14 protein-coding genes are annotated in these 18,760 nt (G+C 72.6%); 8 read left to right on the forward strand and 6 right to left on the reverse strand.

All coding sequences use genetic code 11. The features are described from left to right. Window positions 1–49 precede the first annotated feature (49 nt). Together greA and ABD54_RS02755 are read right to left on the reverse strand one after the other, a co-directional pair. Window positions 50–550, reverse strand: a complete 501-nt coding sequence (greA, locus tag ABD54_RS02750; protein ID WP_047867852.1) for a transcription elongation factor GreA — start codon at window positions 548–550, stop codon at window positions 50–52. Window positions 551–687: 137 nt separating this feature from the next. Then, the gene (locus ABD54_RS02755) at window positions 688–1,140 is read right to left on the reverse strand and encodes a DUF4307 domain-containing protein (protein ID WP_047867853.1); all 453 of its coding nucleotides are present in this window, start codon (window positions 1,138–1,140) and stop codon (window positions 688–690) included. A 155-nt stretch (window positions 1,141–1,295) separates the two neighbouring features. Here ABD54_RS02755 and mca point away from each other — a divergent pair, with 155 nt between their 5' ends. The 3 genes from mca to ABD54_RS02770 all read left to right on the forward strand — a co-directional run bounded on the left by mca (window position 1,296) and on the right by ABD54_RS02770 (window position 4,733). After that, window positions 1,296–2,174: a mycothiol conjugate amidase Mca gene (mca, locus tag ABD54_RS02760; RefSeq protein ID WP_047867854.1), complete on the forward strand. Its 879-nt coding sequence runs from the start codon at window positions 1,296–1,298 to the stop codon at window positions 2,172–2,174. A gap of 5 nt (window positions 2,175–2,179) precedes the next feature. Continuing rightward, window positions 2,180–2,440 carry a hypothetical protein gene (locus ABD54_RS02765; protein WP_047867855.1) on the forward strand — a complete coding sequence of 87 codons (261 nt, stop codon included), beginning with the start codon at window positions 2,180–2,182 and terminating at the stop codon, window positions 2,438–2,440. Window positions 2,441–2,699: 259 nt separating this feature from the next. Further along, complete coding sequence (locus ABD54_RS02770) at window positions 2,700–4,733, forward strand: thioredoxin domain-containing protein (protein WP_047867856.1); 2,034 nt, start codon at window positions 2,700–2,702, stop codon at window positions 4,731–4,733. A 132-nt stretch (window positions 4,734–4,865) separates the two neighbouring features. Here ABD54_RS02770 and ABD54_RS02775 read toward each other — a convergent pair whose 3' ends face one another. After that, on the reverse strand, window positions 4,866–6,236 hold the full coding sequence (locus ABD54_RS02775; protein ID WP_047867857.1) for a serine/threonine-protein kinase: 1,371 nt from the start codon (window positions 6,234–6,236) through the stop codon (window positions 4,866–4,868). 308 nt (window positions 6,237–6,544) lie between these two features. Between ABD54_RS02775 and ABD54_RS02780 the strand changes: the two genes are divergently transcribed. The 3 genes from ABD54_RS02780 to ABD54_RS02790 all read left to right on the forward strand — a co-directional run bounded on the left by ABD54_RS02780 (window position 6,545) and on the right by ABD54_RS02790 (window position 9,616). After that, the gene (locus ABD54_RS02780; protein ID WP_047867858.1) at window positions 6,545–7,156 is read left to right on the forward strand and encodes an RNA polymerase sigma factor; all 612 of its coding nucleotides are present in this window, start codon (window positions 6,545–6,547) and stop codon (window positions 7,154–7,156) included. A gap of 93 nt (window positions 7,157–7,249) precedes the next feature. Further along, a complete protein-coding gene (locus ABD54_RS02785) occupies window positions 7,250–8,011 on the forward strand; it encodes an isoprenyl transferase (RefSeq protein ID WP_013151159.1) in 762 nt (253 codons plus the stop codon). Between the two features lie 258 nt (window positions 8,012–8,269). Then, window positions 8,270–9,616 carry a PhoH family protein gene (locus ABD54_RS02790; protein ID WP_047867859.1) on the forward strand — a complete coding sequence of 449 codons (1,347 nt, stop codon included), beginning with the start codon at window positions 8,270–8,272 and terminating at the stop codon, window positions 9,614–9,616. A gap of 100 nt (window positions 9,617–9,716) precedes the next feature. Here the strand turns inward: ABD54_RS02790 and ABD54_RS02795 are convergent, their stop codons facing one another. Further along, complete coding sequence (locus ABD54_RS02795) at window positions 9,717–13,091, reverse strand: SCO7613 C-terminal domain-containing membrane protein (RefSeq protein ID WP_047867860.1); 3,375 nt, start codon at window positions 13,089–13,091, stop codon at window positions 9,717–9,719. A gap of 413 nt (window positions 13,092–13,504) precedes the next feature. Here ABD54_RS02795 and ABD54_RS02800 point away from each other — a divergent pair, with 413 nt between their 5' ends. Both ABD54_RS02800 and ABD54_RS02805 read left to right on the forward strand, forming a co-directional pair. Beyond that, window positions 13,505–14,218 carry a transglycosylase SLT domain-containing protein gene (locus ABD54_RS02800; protein WP_047867861.1) on the forward strand — a complete coding sequence of 238 codons (714 nt, stop codon included), beginning with the start codon at window positions 13,505–13,507 and terminating at the stop codon, window positions 14,216–14,218. Between the two features lie 58 nt (window positions 14,219–14,276). Next, a complete protein-coding gene (locus ABD54_RS02805; RefSeq protein ID WP_200904030.1) occupies window positions 14,277–14,912 on the forward strand; it encodes a transglycosylase SLT domain-containing protein in 636 nt (211 codons plus the stop codon). A gap of 115 nt (window positions 14,913–15,027) precedes the next feature. Here ABD54_RS02805 and ABD54_RS02810 read toward each other — a convergent pair whose 3' ends face one another. Together ABD54_RS02810 and ABD54_RS02815 are read right to left on the reverse strand one after the other, a co-directional pair. Beyond that, window positions 15,028–17,028 (reverse strand): serine/threonine-protein kinase, encoded by a 2,001-nt coding sequence (locus ABD54_RS02810; protein ID WP_047867863.1) that lies wholly within the window; start codon window positions 17,026–17,028, stop codon window positions 15,028–15,030. A gap of 201 nt (window positions 17,029–17,229) precedes the next feature. Next, the gene (locus ABD54_RS02815) at window positions 17,230–18,618 is read right to left on the reverse strand and encodes an aspartate ammonia-lyase (protein WP_047867864.1); all 1,389 of its coding nucleotides are present in this window, start codon (window positions 18,616–18,618) and stop codon (window positions 17,230–17,232) included. Between the last annotated feature and the right edge of the window lie 142 nt (window positions 18,619–18,760).

Genomic DNA, 18,760 nt, shown 5'->3' on the forward strand with positions numbered 1-18,760 from the left:
GATCACGGGGGCGGTGTCGGACACCGCCCCCGTGATCGCCGAACCGCCGCTACATGCCGGTGTAGGGCACGGCGTCGATGATCTCGACGCCCAGGCTCTTGCCGTTGGGCAGTGTGTAGCTGACGTTCTCCCCCACGCGCTTGCCGTTGATGGCGGAGCCCAGCGGTGACTTGGGCGAGTACACGTCGATGGGAGATCCGCTCTCCTCGCGGGAGGCGAGCAGGAAGGTGACCTCGTCGTCGTCCCCGTCGAACTTGACGGTGACGGTCATGCCGGGGCCGACCACGCCCTCGGTGTGGGGCGCCTCGCCGACCCGCGCGGTGCGCAGGATCTCGGTGAGCTGGAGGATGCGGGCCTCCATCTTGCCCTGTTCCTCCTTGGCGGCGTGGTAGCCGCCGTTCTCCTTGAGGTCGCCCTCTTCCCGGGCCGCCTCGATCTTCTCCGCGATCTCGATGCGCCCACTCCCCGACAGGTGGTCCAGCTCGGACTTGAGCCGGTCGTACGCCTCCTGGGTGAGCCAGGTGACGTTGTCATCGCGGGTCTGGGTCACGGGAACTCCTTGTGTACTAGTAGCAAAGGCCACCAGGCGGCCAGAGCTGAACTTACGAGAATATCACCGTGCGTCGTGGCACACGGGTTCCCACGGTTCGGCGGTGCCTCCGGAGCCGGGCTAAGGGGCTCGGTGGATCAGTCCTGCGAACCTTGTTCCCTGCACGAGGCCACTTCTACCGTGGCGGCCTGACGAACCGTCTCAACGGTCGTGGTGACCATCCGGTTCCCGGCCTCGGCCTCGGAACGCGTCTGGCCCACCTCGACGAGCTGTTCGTCCAGCGCCACGATCAGGCACTCGGCGCCGCTCCTGCTGTTCACCTCGTAACTGATGGTGGCCTCCTCGGGCGTGGGCGCCGAGAAGGTGATGACCTGGTGGTACACGCCGCCGCCCAGACCGCTGAAGTTCATCACGGAGTAGCCCCAGCCGACCGCGCACGTCACCGCGAAGAGGGTGGCGATGACGAAGAAGACCGGTCCGTTCCCGTGGCGCTTGCGCAGCGCGGGAGCGGTACTGGCCGAGGAGTCGGCCGCTGTGTCGGCCGTGGCTTCGGCGCTCTTCACGGCGTCTTCCTCCGGGGTCGGCTGCATCGGGAATCTCCGAACAAGGGGACGGTGTTGTCTAAGATATCCCCGACCTGACAGCCTCCCCACGCGCCCCGCGCGGAAGTCGTCCGAGCCCGTGTACCGGGGGAGCCGGACGGCCGCGCCCCCGCGTCCGTCCACCTAGTCAAGGAGACCCTTCGTTGTCCGAGCGCCTGCGGCTCATGGCCGTTCATGCCCACCCCGATGACGAGTCCAGCAAGGGCGCGGCCACCATGGCCCGCTACGTGGAGGAGGGCGTCGACGTGCTCGTTGTCACCATGACCGGTGGCGAGCGCGGCGACATCCTCAACCCCGCGATGGAGCGTCCCGACATCCGCGAGAACATCGCGCAGGTGCGCCGAGAGGAGATGGAGCGGGCCAGGGAGATCCTCGGCGTCCAGCAGGAGTTCGCCGGTTTCGTCGACTCCGGCCTGCCCGAGGGAGACCCGCTGCCGCCACTGCCCGAGGGCTGTTTCGCCACCCTCCCGGTGGAGGAGGGCGCCGCGCCCCTCGTGGAGTCCATCCGCAGGTTCCGGCCGCACGTCATCCTCACCTACGACGAGAACGGCGGTTACCCGCACCCCGACCACATCATGACCCACAAGGTGTCGATGCACGCCTTCGACACCGCGGGCGACCCCGACGCCTACCCGGACGCGGGCGACCCCTGGCAGCCGCTCAAGCTGTACTACTTCGTCTCCTTCCCGCCCGAGCGGTTCGAGGCCCTGGCCGACGTGCTGGCCGCGCGCGGCCTGGAGAACCCCTTCGAGGAGTGGATGAAGCGGATCGCGGACCGCGACCGCCCCCGCTGGGAGATCACCACGCGCGTGCACTGCAGCGAGTACTTCGACGTCGCCGACGAGGCGCTCAAGGCGCACGCCACCCAGGTGGACCCCGACGGGTTCTGGTTCGCCGTGCCCAACGAGGTCGTCGCGGAGGCCTGGCCGAGTGAGGACTACCACCTGGTGCGCTCGCTGGTGGACACCGAGGTCCCGGAGAAGGACCTCTTCGCGGGTGTCCGGGAAGCAGTGAGAGTATGAGTGGTATGAACACCCTTCTCGCGTCCGCGACGGTGCTGGCGGGCGACTTCCAGCTCGACAGGGACACCGTGACCCCCGGTGTGCTCGGCTTCCTCGTCATCTTCGTGATCGGCGTCGGGCTGTACTTCCTCATGCGCAGTCTCATGGGCAAGCTCCGCGCACTGCCCAAGGACGACGACTTCGGTGCGGGGACCGCGGCCTCCGACGACGGCGGGTCGGCCGACGCGGCGCGGGCCTCCACCGAGGAAACCGCCCCGCGGACCTGAGGAGACGCCCCCGCCCCGCCCCGGCGGGACGGCGTGTCCGGGCCCACCGCCCGGACCGGACGCCTCGGGGCGCTCCCGCGTCCGCCGGGCGGGCGCGGGACCTCCTCCCGGGCGGTGGCCCGCGTCCCGCTCCGGCGGGTGCGCGGCATTCCACCGCCCCGGGTGGCGGAGTTCACGGGCACCCGGCCGACCTCCGTGTCGCGGACCCCGCTCCGGCGGGTGCGCGACGCCCCTCGGCCCCGGATGGCAGAGTTGGGGCATGCCCAACCGCCTGAGCGACGCGACCAGTCCCTACCTGTTGCAGCACGCCGACAACCCCGTTGAGTGGTGGCCCTGGGGTGAGGAGGCGCTGGCCGAGGCGCGTCGGCGCGACGTGCCCCTCCTCGTCTCCGTCGGCTACGCCGCCTGCCACTGGTGCCACGTGATGGCCCACGAGTCCTTCGAGGACGAGGCGACCGCGGCCGTGATGAACAGCCTCTTCGTCAACGTCAAGGTGGACCGCGAGGAGCGCCCCGACGTCGACGCCGTCTACATGGAGGCGACCCAGGCCATGACCGGCCAGGGAGGCTGGCCCATGACCGTGTTCGCCACCCCCGACGGGGCCCCGTTCTACTGCGGCACCTACTTCCCGCGCGAGCACTTCCAGCGCCTGCTGCGGGGCGTGGTCGACGCCTGGCGGGACCAGCGCTCCGAACTGGTCGGCCAGGGCGCGCGCGTGGTGGAGGCGCTCAGCGGCCCGCGCACCCTGGCCGCCGCGCCGCCGCCCTCCGCGGACCGGCTCGACCTGGCCGTTCGCGCGCTGGTGCGCGACTACGACAGCGCTCACGGCGGTTTCGGCACCGCGCCCAAGTTCCCGCCGTCGATGCTGCTCTCCTTCCTCACCGCGCAGGACGAGCGCACCCGGCCCCTGCGGAGCGCGGACGAGTCCACACCCGCCTGGCTCATGGCCAGCGGCACCGCCCTTGCCATGGCGCAGGGCGGCATGTACGACCAGCTCGGCGGCGGTTTCGCCCGTTACTCGGTGGACCGCGAGTGGACCGTGCCGCACTTCGAGAAGATGCTGTACGACAACGCACTGCTGTTGCGCGCCTACGCCCGGATGGGCCGCCGCCCCTCGGGGCCGGGGGTCTCCGACGCCGCCACCCACGCCCTGCTGCGCCGGATCGCCGGGGAGACCGCCGACTGGATGCTGCGCGACCTGCGCACGCCCGAGGGCGGGTTCGCCTCCGCGCTGGACGCGGACAGCGAGGGCGAGGAGGGCACCTACTACGTGTGGACGCCCGCCCAGTTGAGGGAGGTCCTGGGCGAGGATGACGCCGCCTTCGCCGCCGAGGTGTTCGGCGTGACCGAGGAGGGCACCTTCGAGCGCGGCGCCTCCGTGCTCCAGTTGCCCGTCCCGCCCGCCGACGCCTGGCGCTACCAGCGGGTCCGCGGGGCCCTGCTGGCGGCCCGCGCCGAGCGGGTCGCCCCCGCCCGCGACGACAAGGTGGTGGCCGCCTGGAACGGTCTGGCGGTCGCCGCCCTTGCCGAGGCCGGGGTGCTGCTGGAGCGGCCCGACCTGGTGGAGGCCGCCCGCGGGACCGCGGACCTGCTGCTGCGCGTGCACCTGCGGGACGGGCGCCTGGCCCGCACCTCCAGGGACGGGCGCGCGGGCACCAGCGCCGGGGTGCTGGAGGACTACGCCGACGTCGCCGAGGGGCTGCTCGCGCTGCACGGTGTGACCGGTGAGGCGCGCTACGCGCACGAGGCCGGGCGCCTGCTGGACACCGTCATCGAGCGCTTCGGCGACGGCTCCGGCGGGTTCTACGACACCGCCGACGACGCCGAGCGCCTCTTCAACCGTCCCCAGGACCCCACCGACAACGTCACGCCGTCCGGTCGGTCGGCGGCCGCGTCCGCGCTGCTCACCTACGCCGCGCTGACGGGCTCCGAGCGCCACCGCACGGCCGCCGAGGAGGCGCTGTCACCGGTGGCGCTGCTGGCGGAGAAGGCCGCCCGGTTCGCCGGATGGGGCCTGGCCACCGGCGAGGCCCTCCTGACCGGGCCGCGCGCCGTCGCGGTGGTGGGCGACCCCGATGACCCCGGGACAGCGGAGCTGGTGCGCGCCGCCCTGGTCTGGGCGCCGCTGGGCACCGTGCTCTCGCGCGGCGACGGCCGCGACGACGGCGGGGTCCCGCTGCTGCGCGACCGCGCGCCGGTGGGCGGGCGACCGACCGCCTACGTGTGCGAGGGCTTCGTGTGCAAGCTACCGGTCACCTCGCCCGAGGACCTGCGGGAGCAGCTGCTGGCCTGACGGGTGCAGCCCGGGAACTGTCTTCTGAACCGGCCCTCAGACCGTGGGGGCTCGGTTCGGGCGTCCACGGGGTTCTGGAGGTGGAGGGCGACGGGTGGGACGGAGCCGAGCGGGGGCCCAGAAGAACACGCCCTAACCCAGGTGCGTACCGGCGATGATCCGGTCCACCAGGTCGGGCCGGTGACCCGGCTGGCGGATCTCCATGTACACGGTCGTGGGCTCGCCCGGCTCGTGCACGGCGGCACTGCTCAGCGACCCGTTGCCGTGGCACTCGGGCCAGTCCCACACCGTGCCCTCCCAGGCCCCGGTGTCCAGCGGCCGCTCCTCGGGAGGGTCTCCGCACGGCTCGGCTCCGGCGATCCCGCTCAGGTCGGCGGGGCCGCTCACCACGGCCGCGTACACACCGTATGCCGTCTCCCGGGTGGAGTCCCAGTCCTCGGCGTCGGTGGCCACCAGCAGCCCCGGGCCAGCGCCGGCCTCGGCCGCCGCTGGGAGTGCCTCCTGCGCGGTGTGGATCTCGTGGGCCCACACCGACGGCACCTCCAGGTAGACCCCCTGCGCGGCGTCGTGCACGGTGGTCAGGGACACCCCCGGCCTGCCCAGGGACCCCGACAGGCCGGCTCCCATCAGCACCATCGCCCCCGCCAGGGCCGCCGCCCGGCGCCAGGGCATGCGGAACCGCTGCCACCACGGCACGGCCGCCTTGGGCAGGTCGGGCGCCATACGGATGGTTCTGACCCGGTCGGTGAAGGTTTTGGCGTCCGCCGGGCGGCTTTCCCTGTCCACCGAAAGCGCCGACAGGATGAGCTCGTCGAGCGCGGGGGGCAGACCTGGCCGGATCTGGCCAGGGGCCACCTTCACCGGCGGGCGCGAGGGCGGGCGGCCGGTGATGAGCTCGTAGGCCACCGCGCCCAGCGAGTACACGTCAGACCGGACGTCCAGGTCACCGCCGGGAATGCTCTGCTCGGGGGACATGTAGCCGGGGGTCCCGGCCGCCGCGGTGAACCCCGACGCCTCGTCGATCGACTTGGCGAACCCCAGGTCCGCCACCAGCACCCGCTGCCCGACGGGCGACGACTGGAGCAGCACGTTCGACGGCTTGATGTCGCGGTGGATCGTGCCGTGGTTGTGCAGCACCGTGATGCCCTGGCCGATCTCGGTCAGCAGCCGCAAGGCCTCGTCCAGGGGCAACGTGCCCCGGTGGACGAGGTCGGCGACGCTGCCCTGGTCGGCGTAGGTCATCACCATGTAGGGCCGACCGTCGGGGAGCACGTCCACGTCGTGCACCGCCACCAGCCAGGTGGAGTCGGTCTGGCGCAGGATGCGCGCCTCCTCCAGGAAGCGGTGCTGGATGTCCATCTGGTGCGCCCAGTTCTCGGCGAGTACCTTGATGGCCACCGAGTAGTTCAGCAGGTCGTCCTGGGCCAGCCAGACCGTCGCGAAGGAACCCGACCCAAGGCGCCGGATGACGCGGTAGCGCCCGAAGGCCTCAGGTTGGCTCATCTCCGCCTCGGTCTGTCAGGGGTGAACACGCGGTCGTTGCCCACTAATACACCATCTGTACCTTCACATTGCCTCCCGCCGGTATGATCCCCTCTCCGGGTGGCGCCGATCCCCTCCGGCCGTGGACACTGGAGGGGCCCTAAGGGCTCCGCGCGGTGCGCGGCGGCGAGGGCGACGATTTTTCGCGAGTGCGGATCCGGACCGGGGCCGTAGACGTCCCAGTGACGTGTGACCCTCGAACGCAAGGGGCGCACCCGCGTCCGCAGCGGACGGCCGGATGTCTGCCGTCAGTCAGGGGGAGACCAGACATGCGCAGTAGTGACCACGCAGACCACGAGGAGAGCCCCGCGCCGCGGCGCCGGGTGGCGAGCAACGTCGACGAGGAGCTTGAGGACCTCGCGCGCCGGGCCAAGGCCGGGGACGCCGTGGCCCTGGACGACCTGCTCCGGCGGATCCAGCCCGAGGTGCTGCGCCGCTGCGCCCGCTTCCTGCCCTACCGCCAGGACGCCGAGGAGGCGTGCCAGGACGCGCTGCTGCGCGTGGCGCGCAAGATCGACAGCTTCAAGGGCGACTCCCTGTTCACCACGTGGCTGTACACCGTGGTGTCCAACTCCGCCCGGCAGACCTACCGCTCCATGAAGCGGCGCTCGGCGGAGTTCCCCACCGAGGCCGAGCGCATGCCCCACCAGAGCGACCCACGCACCACCAGCGTCATCGCCGGTTCCCGCATCGACCTGCTGGAGGCCCTGGACCAGTTGGAGAAGGACCGCCCCAACCTGGTGGCCCCCCTGGTCCTGCGCGACCTGTGCCAGATGGACTACAACGAGATCGCCTCCGAGCTCAACCTGGCCCTGGGCACCGTCAAGTCCCGCATCCACCAGGGGCGCAAGCACGTGCGCAAGTCCCTGGCCGTGACGTAGCCCCCTTCGGGCGAACTACGCTGGAGGCATCCCCGTCGGCACATCCTTTCCAGCGGTGTGCTGTTCCAGATCCAGCTCTGAGAGGTTTCGCCAATGGGGCTTCGTGACCCCCTGTACTGGCTCTACGAGCGGCGCCTGGAGCGTCGGCTGACCAGTCAGGAGATCCCCCGCCACGTCGGTGTCGCCATGGACGGCAACCGCCGCTGGGCCAAGGTGAGCGGGCTCGGCGCGGCCGAGCAGGGCCACCAGGCGGGCGCGAACAAGATCTTCGAACTGCTGCGCTGGTGCGACGAGGTCGGCGTGCAGGTGGTCACACTCTGGATGCTGTCCACCGACAACCTCAGCCGGGACGAGTCCGAGCTGGGCCCGCTGGTGCGCATCATCGAGCAGACCATCGCCCGGCTGCGCGAGGAGGGGTGGAACACGCGCCCCGTGGGGGCCCTCGACATCCTGCCCGCGTCCACCGCCCAGGCGCTCAAGGAGGCTGAGACGGCCACATCCGGTAACCCCGGGCTGGTTGTCAACGTCGCCGTCGGGTATGGAGGTAGACGTGAGATCGCTGATGCGGTTCGGTCCCTCCTCCAAGCGGAGGCGGCCAAGGGCACCGGTATCCAGGAGCTTGCCGAGCGCCTGGACATCGAGGACATCGCACGGCATCTCTACACGCGCGGTCAGCCCGACCCCGACCTGCTCATCCGCACGTCGGGGGAGCAGCGCCTGTCCGGCTTCATGCTGTGGCAGAGCGTGCACTCGGAGTTCTACTTCTGCGAGGTCTACTGGCCTGCCTTCCGCAGGGTGGACTTCCTGCGTGCACTGCGCTCGTACGGCGCGCGCAACCGCCGCTACGGATCCTGATCCCCCCAAGCCCCACCCCTTAACGCGGAGTTCACCGCGCGGAGGGAGAGGTCCCTTGGAAACGGGAGCACGGACGCGTAGCGTCGGAAGTAGCGGGTGGCGTTCGTCCACCCGTTCGGGAGGCCCCGTCTCATTGATCTCCTCCGCCATCGCGGAACGTCGACGAGGAGGGCCGGACCCGGCCCTCGCGGGCCAGGTCCCGGTCCTCCATGATCCCGTGACAGTAGGGCGCCCCAGCGGTGCCCAAGGGGAGAACGAGTGGCTAGTTCCTCGACCGATCGCCGTGACACCCAGTCCCCCGACCCCCGTACGGAGGTAGGCCAGGACGCACGCGTCTACGTGCTCGACACCAGTGTCCTGCTCGCCGACCCGGCCGCCCTGAGCCGGTTCGCCGAGCACGAGGTCGTCATCCCCGTGGTGGTGATCACCGAACTGGAGAGCAAGCGTCACCACCCCGAACTCGGGTACTTCGCTCGTCACGCGCTGCGACGCTTGGACGACCTCCGGGTCGCCCACGGCCGTCTGGACGTCCCGGTACCGGTGAACGACCTCGGCGGCACGCTGCGGGTGGAACTCAACCACAGCGATCCGCAGATCCTGCCGGCGGGTTTCCGGCTCGGCGACAACGACACCCGGATCCTCACGGTGGCCCGCAACCTCCAGGAGGAGGGCGGGGACGTCGTGCTGGTGAGCAAGGACCTCCCGATGCGGATCAAGGCGTCCTCCATCGGGCTGGCCGCCGACGAGTACCGGGCCGAACTGGCCATCGAGCACGGCTGGACGGGCATGGCCGAACTGGACGTGCCGGCGCACCAGATCGGCGAGCTGTTCACCAGCGGTGAGAGCGACATCGACGCGGCCCGCGACCTGCCCTGCCACACCGGACTGGTGCTGGTCTCCGAGCGGGGCAAGGCGCTCGGCCGGGTCCAGCCCGACAAGTCGGTGAGGCTGGTGCGCGGCGACCGCGACGTGTTCGGCCTGCACGGCCGCAGCGCGGAGCAGCGTGTCGCCCTGGACCTGCTCACCGACCCCGACGTGGGCATCGTCTCCCTGGGCGGGCGCGCGGGCACCGGCAAGTCGGCGCTGGCGCTGTGCGCGGGTCTGGAGGCCGTCCTGGAGCGGCGCCAGCACCGCAAGGTGATGGTGTTCCGGCCGCTGTACGCGGTCGGCGGCCAGGAGCTGGGCTACCTGCCCGGGACCGAGAACGACAAGATGACCCCGTGGGGCCAGGCGGTGCACGACACCCTGTCCGCGGTGACCAGCGAGGAGGTCATCGAGGAGATCGTGGACCGGGGGATGCTGGAGGTCCTCCCGCTCACCCACATCCGCGGCAGGTCGCTGCACGACGCGTTCGTGATCGTGGACGAGGCCCAGTCCCTGGAGCGCAACGTCCTGCTCACCGTGCTCTCCCGCCTCGGCCAGAACTCGCGGGTGGTGCTCACCCACGACATCGCCCAGCGCGACAACCTGCGCGTGGGCCGCCACGACGGCGTGGTCGCGGTGATCGAGAAGCTCAAGGGCCACCCCCTGTTCGCGCACGTCACCCTGACCCGGTCCGAGCGGTCGCCGATCGCCGCCCTGGTCACGGAGATGCTGGAGAACTGACGCGGTACCGCGGCGGGCCCGTCGGTGTGACGGGCCCGCCGCCCCCGCTGAGCCCCGGCGGGTTTCCGGCCCGCGCCCCACAGGCGCGCGGCCGGGTCTCTCAGCGCATCTCCGCCACCAGGCGGCCCAGGCGCCGCAGCCGTTCCAGGCTCGCCTCGTAGCGGGCGCCTATCACCAGCAGCAGCACACCCGCCACGGCGAACGGCACCCAGTTCGGCACCAGGCGGGTCAGGTCCCACAGCGGCGGCCCGAACGCCCGCAGCGAGGTCGCCACCAGCACCAGCCCGCCCGTCACCAGGGCCGCCTGGAGCCGTCCTCGCAGCCCCCACACGGTCACGGCGAGGCCCAGCACGAGCACGGCGGGCGCCCGCCACACCATGCCGTCCTCCGCCAGCACCAGCACGACGGTGGGCAGGAACAGCAGTGCCAGGCCGCCGCCGTGGGCGGCCCAGCTCGACGGCGGCACGGCCGCCCTGCGGCTCCACTCCCAGCCCACGGCCAGCGCCGCGAGGGCGGGCGGCACCGTGTACGCCTCGGGCACGGCCACGTCCCACGCCGAGAGCACCGTCCACAGCGCCGCCAGCATCAGCAGCGCGCCCACCGGCGCGAACCAGCGCCGCCCGGGCCGCGCCGCGGTCGCCAGCGCGACGACCCCGACCACCGCCAGCGCCAACGCGACCAGTTCCGGCCGCGCTCCCGCCGCCGCGGTGACACCCAGTGAGACCGCCGCCCACGCCCAGGCGGGGACCTCAGCCGCCGGTAGCAGCGGTCCGCGCAGGCGCGCCGCGCCCACGGCCACGGCGGTGACCATCGCGATCGGCGCCAGAGCCGCGTACTCCACCGGAGCCCCCAGCAGCAGGGGCAGCGCCAGCGCGAACCCGCCCGTCGCCGCCGTCGCCACCGCCGTGGCGCCGACCGCCGCGACGGCCGTCCGGGCCAGGGCCGCGACCACCGCGGCGACCACCGCGATCCCCATCAGGGCACCCGTGGTCGCGTGCGCCTGGACCAGCGCCCAGCCCGTGCCGAGCAGCAGGGTGAGGAGGGCGGTCAGCCCCGCCAGCCAGCCGAGCCGCCCGCTGCGGGTCAGCGCCGACCACAGAGCCAGGGCCGAACACACCGCGAACACCCACAGCAGGGCGCCCAGGAACGGCGCGCCCAGGACCAGGGGCAGCGCGACGAGCGAGGGCGGCGCGGCGAGGATCGCCGCGGCCGCCGTCCGCCCGCGGTCGAGCAGGGCGACCAGGGCCACCGCCGCCGCACCGGCCAGCAGCGTTCCGGCCGCCGTGCCGAAGGCCTCCGCCGGGGCCGCAGCGCCGTGCAGCCCCAGGACGGTGTGGGCCGGGTCGCCCAGCGCCCGTACGGGCGCCGTCCACGGCCCGTACGCGCCGGACAGCAGCGGCAGGCCGGGGCCGTGCCCGCGTCCGACCAGCAGCGGGGCGGACGCGAGCAGGAGCAGGCCGACCACGGTGAAGACCGGCGGGGAGCCGCCCCCGGCACCGTTCGCGGACGGGAGGGGGGTCCGTCCGAGCACCACCGCGTTCGCCCCGGCCAGCAGCGCGCAGGCGGCCAGAAGCCACCACGCCGGAGGCGGCACGGTGTCCGATATCACGAGGCCGAGTCCGAAGAAGGCACCGGTCAGCAGGGCCAGCGCCCACAGGAGCAGGCCCGTCGCGTGGAGCGCCGGGGGGCGGCCGGAGCGGTCGTACAGGAGCAGCGCGACCAAGGCGGTGGCTTCCACGAACACGAGGGCGGCCAGGGAGGTGTACTGGTCCGGAAGCGACCACAGGCCACCGGTGAGCAGGGTCAGGGTTCCGGTGAGAGCGGGCACCCAGGAGCCGGGCCGACGCGGGGCCAGGGCCGTGGCCAGGACCAGCGCGGCGCCGACCAGGAGGGCGCAAACCACCGCCGCCGCGTGCGGCGGGTCCAGCAGGTGCACGGCCGTCAGCAGCGTCGGAGGGGCGGTCAGGGCGGCGGCGGGCACCAGCGCCCGGCGGCGCAGCAGGAACACCGCGCCCAGGGAGAGCACGGCGCAGACGAGCACGGCGAGCAGAGGGGAGCCGCTGTCCGCGTGGGCCGTCGTCGGCAGACCCAGCACACTGGACACCGGTGCGGTAGCGGGGCCGCCGTTCCACGGGGGCAGGGGCGACCTGGGCAGCGCGGGCAGGTGCGCGGGTCCGGCGGCCAGCGGGGCCGCCCCCAGGACCAGCAGGGCGATGGCCGCGGGGACCCGGGAGGTTCCCCCGCTGTCTGCGCCGCCTGTCGCCGCCGGGCCGCCCGGGCCGCGGACCGGACCGGGAGCCGCCGGAACCCGGTGCGTCGGTTTCCGGGCCAGCAGCAGACCGGTCACGCCAGACAGCAGCAGGACGGCGGCCACGAACCACCAGGCTCCTACGCGGCCGGCGCCCGCGTAGGAGGCGGCGAGGGCGAAGGCCGTGTACAGCAGCGCCAGGACCGTGGTCAGCACCCACAGCACGGTCGCGCTGCCCCGGAGGGCGCGCACGGGGACGCCGGCGCGGGGCGGTCCGAACCAGAGCGCCAGGAGCAGGTCGGCGAGCCCGGTCGCGGCCACGACGGGCAGCGCCCAGGACCAGAGGCCGGGGGAGCCGGACGCCGCCACCAGCAGAACGGGCACCGGTTGCAGGAGCATGACGGCCAGGACGCGCGGCGTCCGCAGCGGCACGAGCAGCGGATAGGACGCCAGCAGCGCGCCGATGACGACCAGCGCGACCGCGGTGTAGCCGGAGCCGCTCCCGATCTGCTCCGACGCCAGCAGCCACAGCGCGAGGGCGTCGACGCACAGCAGCGCGGCGGCCAGGCAGCCGAAGGTCTCCGCGGTCGCCCTGAGACCGCGCCGGTGCAGCGGCAGGGCCAGGACGGCGAAGGCCGCCGTGGTGAGGCCGAGGACCCCGGCGCGGGCGCCGGTGCCCATGTCGCTCCACGTCCAGATGGCGAAGACCAGGGCCGCGATGCCGACGAGCACGCCGCCCAGTCCGAGGATGACGTTCTGCGCCGAGCGGCGGGTGACCTCAGCGGGCACCCGCCCTGCGGGAGCCCCTCCGGCCAGCCCGTGCGCCGACGCGTAGGGGACCTGCTCGTGCGCGTGGGCTCCCTGCTCTACGGGGGGCGCGAAACCGGGCGGGGTCGCCGGTGTCGGCGCGCGACCGGAAGCCCCACCCGGAACCCGCGGCGGCTCCCCGTCGGCGGTGCCGGGAACGGCCCCGGCCGGGGGCGCGCCTCGGCCCGACTCCTCGCGCAGCAGTGCCACGACGGCGGCGCGCTCCTCGCGCAGGTGCCGCTCACGGCTGTTGAGCAGCGCGAGTTCTGTGTCGATGTGCCACAGGCGCTGGGCGGTGGCGCCGACGAGCAGGAGCCCGCACCGCTGGCAGTTCCGGGGCGGCGCGGGGAGCGGGGCGCGGCAGTCCGGGCACCTGAGCCGTGGGCCCGCGGGGGACGGCGGGGATCCGTGGTGGTTCATGGCGCCATCTTGGCCCCGGCTGCCGCCCGCGCACATCCGTACGGGTACTCAGGAGCACCGCCCCCGGTGACCTCCGTCTCGCTCCGGGAGGCGCGGAGACCCCCGCCACAGCCCCGGGGGCTTGACCTCTTATTTACTCTGCGTATCGTCATGCAGGTCAAAGCGCCGCATCGCGGATGCATTCCGTGATGTGATCCAAGACATAGTAAATCTGGCGTTACTTCATCGTGACGATGATGCAGGCTGAACCCGCTGCACGAACATCCCCTCCCACGTGGGAACCCGCGCCGCGGTCGGTCGAACGGCTACCCCTTCCCTCGCGCGCAACACCCCGGGCCACGTGGTCAGCGGCGGCGAACTCTCACACACGCGGACCCCGTGGGGCGCGTGTGCGTCTACGCGAAAGGGCGATTTTGCTACTCAACCTCATCTCACTGCGACATGCGGGCGCCGTCGGCGCCGCGACCCTCGTCGCCGGCGGCACCTTCTCGGTCGCCGCGTTCGCCCAGAGCGACGCGGCCGATCCGGGCCGGCTCGCCTCCGCCGCGGTGGTCCCCGACCAGCAGTCGGCGGCGGGCGGCGACGGCGGGTCCGACCGGCCCGAGGACTTCTTCGCCGCGCAGTCCGAGCAGAGCGACCAGGAGCGCCAGACCCAGCGCGAGGAGAGCATGGACCAGGCCAGGGCGGCCGTCGACGAGGCCGTCCGCGCCGACAGCGGGACGGCCAGCGACATCGCCGAGCCCGAGCCCGAGGAGGAGCCTGAGGCCGAATCCTCGGGCGGTTCCGACTCCTCCGGCGGTGGATCCGCCGGGTCGGCCCCCTCCGGCGATCCCAAGGACATCGCGCTCGAGATGGTCCTGGACGAGGGCTGGGCCGCCAGCGAGTTCCACGACTGCCTGGAGCCCCTGTGGCAGAAGGAGAGCAACTGGAACCACACGGCGGAGAACCCCGGTTCGGGCGCCTACGGCATCCCGCAGTCGCTGCCGGGCGACAAGATGGCCTCCCACGGCTCCGACTGGCGGACCAATCCGGCCACGCAGATCGCCTGGGGCGTCGACTACATCAAGGACCGCTACGGAAACCCCTGCGGCGCTTGGTCCCACTCCCAGGCCAACAACTGGTATTAATAGGGCTTTCCCTGCCAATAACCCCCTCTTGGAAAAGGCAATAGTGCTAATCAACCGAATGTCGCTGCGTAGTACGGCGGCGGTCGGTGCGGCGACCCTCGTCGCGGGTGCGACCTTCGCCGTCACCGCGTTCGCGGATGACGAGATCGATCCGGACACTGTGGCCAGCGCCGCCATTCCGGAGGCCGAGGAACCCGCCGCCGACACCGAAGCCGGGGAGGAGCCGTTCTTCTCCGAGCAGTTGTCCCAGGAAGAACTCCAGGCCCTGCGCAGCCAGGCTCAGGAGCAGCGTGACGCGGCCCTCGCCGAAGGGGTCCTGGCGGCCCAGGTCGAGGGAAGCGACATCGAGGAGGAGGAAGAAGAGGAAGAGGAGGAGACTCCCGTCTTCACCGGCGACCCCAAGGGCATCGCCCTGCAGATGGTCACCGACCAGGGCTGGGCCGCCAGCGAGTTCCACGACTGCCTGGAGCCCCTGTGGCAGAAGGAGAGCAACTGGAACCCCAGCGCGCAGAACCCCAGCTCGGGCGCCTACGGCATCCCCCAGTCCCTGCCGGGCGACAAGATGGCCACCCACGGCGACGACTGGCAGACCAACCCGGCCACGCAGATCGCCTGGGGCATCGACTACATCAAGGGCCGCTACGGCACTCCCTGTGAGGCCTGGGCCCACTCCCAGTCCGTCGGCTGGTACTGATCCGCGGGGGCGCCCCCTGCCGGCGGGCGCCGCCTCCGGCGCACACGTGAGATGCGGGGGCCGTTCCCCTCCGGAAACGGCCCCCGTCGCGTCGGACTCGCCGCGGTCGGCGGGCTCACAGCAGCGGGTCGAACGACTCCATGACGTCTTCGGGCAGGTCGTCGTAGTAGTCGGCGTCCTCGCGCGGAACGTTCACGCTCACCAGGTAGAACACCCGGTCGCCCTCGTGCTCGGTGCTGACCGCGTAGGCCCAGAAGCGCCGTTCCTGACTCGCCCAGGTCTCGTTGACGAAGTCCGACTCCACCAGGGCGACGTCCCAGGCCTCCCCGAAGTCGCCGTCGTCGAACTCCTCCAGCTCCAGCTGCGTGTAGCCGGTGGTGACGTCACCCTCGACCTGCGTCCCGCCGTTGGTGTCCTCCAGGTACTCGGCGCTCGTCCCGGTGAACTCCTGCTCGGTCCAGCCGGTCACCCACACCTGGTGGTCGCCGCCCGGCGCGACGAACACCGCCAACGTGTTCTCGATCCCGCCGTCGTCCACCTGCCATCCGGCCGGGTGGTCCACGTGGAACCACTGCGACCGGAAGGTCTCCAGCTCGTCGTAGGACGGCGGCTCCCCGTCCTCGTCCCCGCTCCCGGTCGTGCCGCCCTCGCCCCGGTCCTCACCGCCGCTGCCGGCACCGCCCTCGTCCCCGCCGACGGAGGTGGAGGGCTCCGCCGGGGGCCTCGCACCCTCGGACGCCGACAGCGTCTCGGAGGCGCCGCCCCCGGCCTCGGCTCCTGCGAACAGGGTGGCGCCGACCACGGCCGTACCGCCGATCAGCGCCAGGAACACCACCGCGGCGCCCGCACCGACGAGGAGCCTGGTGTTCCCCGGGCCCGGACGCGCGCCGCCGTGTCCGCCCGAGTGGAGCGCGGTACCCGGACCCCCGGGGCCGCCCGGGCCGCTGCCCGTACCACCGTGGCCGCCTACCGCGGAGTGCGGCGGCGGGTGCTGGTGGGTCGTGCGGCGCCCGTGCGTGAAGGCCGTCGCGGGCGCCACCGGGTAGGCCGGTCCGCCCCGCGGCGGGCGCGGCCCCGTCACCGGGCTCTGCGGCGGCGGGGTCCGCGTGTGGGGGTAACCGCCCAGCGGCCCCGTGCCGGGGCGGCCGCCGATCGGTGCCCGGTGTGGGCTCCGCTGAGCGCTGACCCAGGGGGCCGCGTGCGGACCGCTGCCGAAGGCCGGGGCGCCGCCTCCGGACGCCCCCGCGGCTCCCGCCGCGCCGAAACCGCGGCTGTCGTCACCGCCCGTGATCGGCCCGCCGCGCCCGCGCAGCAGCGCCAGCGCCCCGTCCACGTCCAGTCTGCGGTCCGGGTCGCGCTCCAGCAGGCCTGAGATGAGCGGCTCCAGCCGTCCGGCGCGCGTCATCGGCGGCAGCGGCGCGGACATCACCGCAGCGATCGCCGCGGTGATGCTGTCGCGGCGGAACGGGGAGGCGCCCTCGACCGCCGCGAACAGGGTCACGCCGATGCTCCACAGGTCGCCCCGGTGCTCGGCCGGGCCGCCCGCCAACCGCTCGGGCGGCATGTACTCGGGTGAGCCGATCAGCGCGCCGGTGCGGGTGATGCTCGGCCCGCCCTCCACCGTCGCGATGCCGAAGTCGGTGAGGATCACCCGGCCGTCCAGGGACGTCATGATGTTGCCGGGCTTGATGTCGCGGTGCAGGACCCCGGCCGCGTTCGCGGCCCGCACGGCGCGCAGCAGCGACTCGGCGATCTCCGCGACCTCGTCCGGGGGCAGGGCGCCCCGCTCGTCGAGCCGCTCCTGGAGGGAGCCGCCCTCGACCAGCTCCATGACCACCCACGGGTTGCCGTCGTACTCGAAGACGTCGTGGATGGTGATCACCGTGGGGTGGCTGATCCGCGCGGCGGAGCGCGCCTCGCGCCGGACCCGGCCGTGGGCGTCCGAGCGCTCGGCGTCGGTGAAGTGGTCGGGAAGCAGCACCTGCTTGATCGCCACGTCGCGGTCCAGCGTCTGGTCGAAGGCCTGCCAGACCACCCCCATACCGCCGCGGCCGAGTTCACGGTGCAGGACGTAGCGGTCCGCGACGACGCGTTCACTGTCGCTGTTGCTCGGCATGTACTGCCCTCTCGAAGGCGGGCTTCCAAGGTGCTCGTTCAAGAATGTCGGACGCCTCCCGCGCCCGGAAGGTTCCTGGCCCGGCCCTTCACGGCCGGGTGAGACACGACCGTTCCCCGTGCGCACCGTGCGCCCCGCCCGGCCCGGCACGCGGAAGGGGCACCCCGAACGCGGGGCGCCCCTCGGCGGAACGGGTCCGGACTACTGGGAGTTGGTCATCCGCAGTACGTCGAGGGCCTCGTCCAGCTGCGCCTCCGTGAGCTTGCCGTCCCGGACGTAGCCGCGCTCGATGACCACCTCGCGGATGGTCTTCTTCTCCTTCAGCGACTGCTTGGCGACCTTGGAGGCCTCCTCGTAGCCGATGTAGCGGTTGAGCGGGGTCACGATCGACGGCGAGGACTCGGCGTAGACGCGGCACTGCTCGGCGTCGGCCTCGATGCCGGACACGCAGCGGTCCGCGAACACGCGCGAGACGTTGGAGAGCAGGCGGATGGACTCCAGCACGTTGCGGGCGATCATCGGCAGTTGCACGTTCAGCTCGAAGTTGCCGCTCGCGCCGCCGAAGGCCACCGCGGCGTCGTTGCCGACGACCTGCGAGGTCACCTGGAGCACGGCCTCGCACAGGACCGGGTTGACCTTGCCCGGCATGATCGAGGAGCCGGGCTGGAGGTCGGGCAGGAGGATCTCGCCCAGACCCGTGGTCGGGCCCGAGCCCATCCAGCGGATGTCGTTGGCGATCTTGGCGAAGCCGACCGCGATGGTCCGCAGTTGGCCGGACAGCTCGACCAGGCCGTCGCGGGCGCCCTGCGCCTCGAAGTGGTCGCGGGCCTCGGTCAGCGGCAGGCCGGTGTGCTCGGCGATCTCGGCGATGACCCGGGCGGAGAAGCCCTCGGGGGTGTTGATGCCGGTGCCCACGGCGGTGCCGCCCAGCGGCAGCTCGGCCACGCGCGGCAGGACGGCCTCCAGGCGCTCCACACCGTAGCGCGCCTGGGCTGCGTACCCGGCGAACTCCTGGCCCAGGGTGACCGGGGTGGCGTCCATGAGGTGGGTGCGGCCGCTCTTGACCACGGAGGCGAACTCGGCGGCCTTGGCGCCGAGCGCCTCCTCCAGGTGCCGCAGCGCCGGGACCAGGTCGTTCCGGACGGCGGAGGTGGCGGCGATGTGGATGGAGGAGGGGAACACGTCGTTTGAGGACTGCGACGCGTTGACGTGGTCGTTGGGGTGCACGGGGGCCCCGAGGCGCTCGGTGGCCAGCGTCGCCACGACCTCGTTGGTGTTCATGTTGCTGGAGGTGCCCGAGCCGGTCTGGAACACGTCGATCGGGAACTCGTCGTTCCACCTGCCCTCGGCGACCTCCAGGGCGGCCTCCCGGATCGCCTTGCCCAAGTCGTCGCTGATGACGCCCAGCTCGGCGTTGACCTTGGCCGCGGCGGCCTTGATCTGGCCGAGGGCGGCGATGTGCGCGCCCTCCAGGCCCTGGCCGGAGATCGGGAAGTTCTCGACGGCACGCTGCGTCTGGGCCCTCCACTTGGCCTCGGCCGGAACCCTGACCTCACCCATCGAGTCGTGCTCGATACGGAACTCGCTCATTGCAACCCAACTCTCCCTGGGAAAACCTGTGAGCCCCAGATTGCCAGACGCACCGGAGCACACCGCCACCTCACCCGGGGTTGACGGTGTTGCGCGCGTCATGTTGACACCGCCGCCGTCCTCCGAGAGCGGTCGGCGGTCC

It is taken from the genome of Nocardiopsis sp. RV163, assembly GCF_001029525.1.
Lineage (GTDB): Bacteria > Actinomycetota > Actinomycetes > Streptosporangiales > Streptosporangiaceae > Nocardiopsis > Nocardiopsis dassonvillei.